The organism is Mycobacterium sp. 050128 (genome assembly GCF_036409155.1).
GTDB lineage: Bacteria > Actinomycetota > Actinomycetes > Mycobacteriales > Mycobacteriaceae > Mycobacterium.
The window spans coordinates 1-4,345 of sequence record NZ_JAZGLW010000025.1; the positions used below are offsets into that span (position 1 = coordinate 1).

Sequence of the window (4,345 nt, forward strand, 5' to 3'; positions counted from 1 at the left end):
ATGACCGGCTGGCTGCAAGGCAAACGCGCTCTGATCGTCGGCGCAGGCTCAGGAATCGGTCGGGCAACACTAGACGCCTTCCACACAGAAGGCGCACGCGTAGCCGTACTCGACCACGACGAAAACAAATGCGCAGCCCTGCGACAGCAACTTCCCGACACCCCGGTAATCGTCGGCGACGCGACCACCCGCGCCGCCAACGACGAAGCCGTCAAAGTCGCGGTAGAAACCTTCGGCGGGTTAGACACCCTAGTGAACTGCGTCGGAGCCTTCGATTTCTATCAGGGCATTCAAGACATCCCCACCAGCCGCATCGAGCAGGCATTCCAGGAGATGTTCCGGATTAACGTCCTTAGCCACATCCAATCAGTCAAGGCGGCACTTCCAGCGCTTCTGGAAGAGGCCGGCGCATCGATCGTGCTCACCGAATCCACATCCTCCTACCAGCCCGGACGCGGCGGCCTGCTCTACGTGTCATCGAAGTACGCCGTCCGTGGTCTGGTCAGCACGCTTGCGTACGAACTCGCTCCTAGGGTTCGGGTTAACGGCGTGGCGCCAGGAGGCACATTGAACACCGATCTGCGTGGCCTGGACAGCCTCGGACTCGGCGCTCGCCGCTTAGATGCCAACCCGAACCGGGCGCGCGAGCTAGCGGCCCGAACGCCCCTCGGGGTGGCTCTGTCTGGTGAAGACCACGCCTGGAGCTTCGTCTTCTTCGCCTCTGATAGGTCACGCGGAATCACTGGAGGTTCAAGCCATTCCGACGGTGGGTTCGGATTGGGTGTAGCCAAACCCACCAAAACCTGAAACCCGACAGTTCGTGCTAGAGAGGAGATGGCAAATGGCCGTTCACGGAGTCATCAAAGCCGACCGGAAGTTATGCCAGGGATACGCCAACTGTGTTATGGCCGCGGAAGATTATTTCGACATAGATGACACCGGCCTCGTGGACGTACGTAAGACTGAGGTTCCCGCGGCGGACAGGACTCGGGTCGACGAGGCCGCGCGTAGCTGTCCCGTCGCCGCCCTGGAGGTGGTGGACGAATGCGGTCCAGAGTCGTCATAGTCGGCACCTCGGTGGGAGGTGTTCGCACCGCCCAGGCACTGCGATCAGAAGGATACGACGGGGACATCATCTTGGTCGGCGAAGAGACAACACTCCCGTACGACAAGCCGCCGTTGTCGAAGGCCTTGCTCGCCGGCACTACCAACGTCGCAGCCGTGACATTACTCACCGAGGAGGCAGCCGCCGCTGCCGACATCCGGCTTCTGCTCGGCCACCGGGCTGTGCGAGTAGACGCCGCAGCGTGCCAGGTGGCGTTCGCCGGCCATGAGCCGCTGAACTACGACCACCTAGTGGTTGCCACCGGCGCCAGTGCACGACCGTCCCCGTGGGGACAACGGCCCGGGATCCATCTGCTTCGCACCCTGGAGGACTGTCTACAGTTACGAGCCGATCTGGTTCCTGGTGGCCATCTTGTGGTCGTCGGAGGCGGCTTCATTGGAGCCGAAGTTGCGTCGACCGCGCGAACACTCGGGCTGGAAGTCACGATCGTCGACCCGCTGCCGGTGCCGATGAGTCGGGTTCTCAACGCCGAGATCGGAGGATGGTTCGTCGACTTGCACCGGCGCCATCAAGTGTGCACACGGTTTGGCGTCGGCGTCGAAAACATTGAGGGCGAACGTTCCAACCTCAAGATCCGGCTCACTGACGGTACCGCCCTGGAAGCCAGTGCGGTGGTGGTGGGTATCGGTGCCGTCCCCAACGACGGGTGGCTCAAGTCGTCGGGACTGGTCGTGGATGACGGTCTGGTATGTGACCAGTACTGCCGTGCCGTCACGGCACCCAACATCTACGCAGTCGGCGATGTATCCCGATGGTTTCATCAACGTCGCGGCAGGGATACACGCGTCGAGCACTGGACCAATGCAGTGGATCAGGCAGCGTGCGTCGCACACAACATCACGCATCCCCACGACCTTTGCTCTTACGAACCGGTCGAGTACGTATGGAGCGACCAGCACGACTGGAAAATTCAGGTCGCAGGCAGGACGGCTGGCATTTCAGGGCACGCTACCGTTGGAGACCCTGCGATCGACAAGCGGTTTGCGGCACTGTATACCGACGACGGACAACAGCTGAGTGGCGCAGCCATAGTCAACTGGCCTCGGGCATTGATCGAGTGCCGGCGCGCGTTGCAGGCCGGGGGCACCTTCGCGAGCCTGCGTGAGAGGATCGAGGCCTTGAGGAACTGAACCGTTGACATCGCCCCGCCAGGAGGTAGGTTATGACGTCTGCTTCTTCCGCAACGGGATTCCGACGCCGAGCTACACACCGTAGTACTTACCTACCAGTTTTGCGCCGGGACGTCGCTGTGTCGATTCCTCATCAGGTGCCGAGGACTGCCGGGCGTGAGGGCTTATTTTCACCTACGCTGGGACAGTTGCCCGGTCGATATCGGCACCGGGCCGATCCAGGAATATGTTACATCGGTGAGCGTGGTGTTATCGGTGAGCGTGGTGTTCGCGAAGGCACCGGGGATATGGCTTGCAGTCAATGCATTAGCGCTAAGTTTATCGGTAACGGACGGCACCACGTCCCGTACTCGGCCGGGTTCTAAAGACGCCGCATGCGGCTTTTGGTTAACCGCTTCACGGATCATGGGAAAGGAAAAGACTGAATGCCGAGTCCTCCAGATTTGCCTGCCTTAATCTCGACGATTGATGAGTACCTGCACTTAGAACAGCGGCACGCGACGGCTGAAGAGATGATGACAACGATCCTTACGGACGACTTCCAAATTGGTTTTCGCGGCGGTCACCAATGGAAAGGGCTTGACGGCTTGCTGAAATATCTCTCGCAACGTGAGGGGATCTTTGATGAACGCCTTGAACTACGCCAAATACTTTCCTACGTCCCAGTGTGCGAGGATGCCGTCGAGATGGCGACTCGGCTTGAGTTTTCTTTCCGTCGATGGGCAGCGCCTTCGCCAGTCAGCGAGGAATTCAGCGGCGCGGCGTTCCACACGTGGCTGATCCGCACCTTCGACAACAAGCTGCGCGTGGCGCGCGTGGTGATCGATGGGTTCGCAAACCTAAATGCCAATGCAAGGGCGGCGTTCGCTGTACCCGATGAGGGATTTGATGAATAACGCACGCCAATGGGGCACGTACCGCATAGCGTGAGGTTTCTCGATCCCGTAGGCCCGCACCCGATACCCTGTCTTCTGTTGTGCCACAGGGCAATTAGCCTCGATCCTTCGTGAGTCGGCGGGTCAGACGCGAGCCTGTTCTGCTTGAAACAGGGTCTGCTGCACGAATAGGTGACACCTGAGATCGCTTGCCCAGCGTGGGCGGGCTGGAAAGGATGTCACCATGGCAAGGCCGTATCCGAAAGAGTTCCGTGACGACGTCGTGCGGGTCGCCCGCAGCCGTGAGGACAGTGTGACGCTCGAGCAGATCGCCGCCGATTTCGGGGTGCACGCGGTGACGCTGTCGAAGTGGATGCGCCAGGCCGACATCGACGACGGAGCGACCCCGGGTAAGACGACCGGCGAGTCGGCCGAGCTACGCGAGTTGCGTCGGCGAAACCGGTTGCTAGAGCAGGAAAATGAGGTGCTGCGCCGGGCCGCAGCGTATTTGTCGCAGTCGAATCTGCCGGGAAAAGGCTTTACCCGCTCGTGAAAGAGCTCGCCGCCGACAGAATCCCCGTGGCGGTGACGTGCCGGGTCCTTAAGCTCGCCCGCCAGCCCTACTACCGCTGGCTGGCCAACCCGATCACCGACGCCGAGGTCATCGAGGCGTATCGAGCCAACGCCCTGTTCGACGCCCACCGCGACGATCCGGAGTTCGGCTACCGCTTCCTTGTCGCCGAGGCCGGCGACGCCGGCCAGCCGATGGCCGAGCGAACCGCGTGGCAGATCTGCTCTGCCAACGGTTGGTGGAGCGTGTTCGGCAAGCGCAAGCGCGGCAAGAACGGCAAGGTCGGCCCACCGGTGCATGACGATCTGGTCGGACGCGACTTCACCGCTGAATCCCCAAATCAGTCGTGGCTCGCCGACATTACTGAACACCGCACCGGCGAGGGAAAGCTCTACCTGTGTGCGATCAAGGACGTGTTCTCCAACCGCATCGTCGGCTACAGCATCGACGCCCGGATGAAGTCACGACTGGCCACGGAGGCGTTGGCCAGTGCGGTGGCCCGCCGCGGCGCCGTCGCCGGCTGCGTGGTCCACAGCGACCGCGGCAGCCAGGGCGGATTCAACTGGTGGTCGCAACACCTCGTGATCGTGGAGGTGTTGGGTGGTTCGTCGTCAGCAGGCAGCAGATCGGGCGATCAGGCCCA

At 61.6% G+C, this 4,345-nt stretch carries 6 protein-coding genes; all 6 read left to right on the forward strand.

Going from position 1 to position 4,345, the window contains the following annotated elements:
- Positions 1-807, forward strand: coding sequence for a 3-(cis-5,6-dihydroxycyclohexa-1,3-dien-1-yl)propanoate dehydrogenase (hcaB, locus tag SKC41_RS31565; protein ID WP_042909996.1), 807 nt, complete (start codon positions 1-3; stop codon positions 805-807).
- A gap of 34 nt (positions 808-841) precedes the next feature.
- Positions 842-1,066: a ferredoxin gene (locus SKC41_RS31570; RefSeq protein ID WP_042909995.1), complete on the forward strand. Its 225-nt coding sequence runs from the start codon at positions 842-844 to the stop codon at positions 1,064-1,066.
- Positions 1,045-2,256: an NAD(P)/FAD-dependent oxidoreductase gene (locus SKC41_RS31575; protein WP_042909993.1), complete on the forward strand. Its 1,212-nt coding sequence runs from the start codon at positions 1,045-1,047 to the stop codon at positions 2,254-2,256. The genes SKC41_RS31570 and SKC41_RS31575 overlap by 22 nt, the downstream gene beginning before the upstream one ends.
- Before the next feature lie 425 nt (positions 2,257-2,681).
- Positions 2,682-3,152: a hypothetical protein gene (locus SKC41_RS31580; protein WP_042909992.1), complete on the forward strand. Its 471-nt coding sequence runs from the start codon at positions 2,682-2,684 to the stop codon at positions 3,150-3,152.
- A gap of 223 nt (positions 3,153-3,375) precedes the next feature.
- Positions 3,376-3,684: an IS3 family transposase gene (locus SKC41_RS31585; RefSeq protein ID WP_042909991.1), complete on the forward strand. Its 309-nt coding sequence runs from the start codon at positions 3,376-3,378 to the stop codon at positions 3,682-3,684.
- Positions 3,681-4,345, forward strand: a 665-nt coding sequence (locus SKC41_RS31590; RefSeq protein WP_330981540.1) for a DDE-type integrase/transposase/recombinase, incomplete at its 3' end; no start/stop codon positions are given. The genes SKC41_RS31585 and SKC41_RS31590, both read left to right, overlap by 4 nt.

Coding starts and splice junctions, on each gene's coding strand:
- SKC41_RS31585 (WP_042909991.1), top strand. CDS start 3,376: ATGGCAAGGCCGTATCCGAAAGAGTTCCGTGACGACGTCGTGCGGGTC.
- hcaB (WP_042909996.1), top strand. CDS start 1: ATGACCGGCTGGCTGCAAGGCAAACGCGCTCTGATCGTCGGCGCAGGC.
- SKC41_RS31570 (WP_042909995.1), top strand. CDS start 842: ATGGCCGTTCACGGAGTCATCAAAGCCGACCGGAAGTTATGCCAGGGA.
- SKC41_RS31580 (WP_042909992.1), top strand. CDS start 2,682: ATGCCGAGTCCTCCAGATTTGCCTGCCTTAATCTCGACGATTGATGAG.
- SKC41_RS31575 (WP_042909993.1), top strand. CDS start 1,045: ATGCGGTCCAGAGTCGTCATAGTCGGCACCTCGGTGGGAGGTGTTCGC.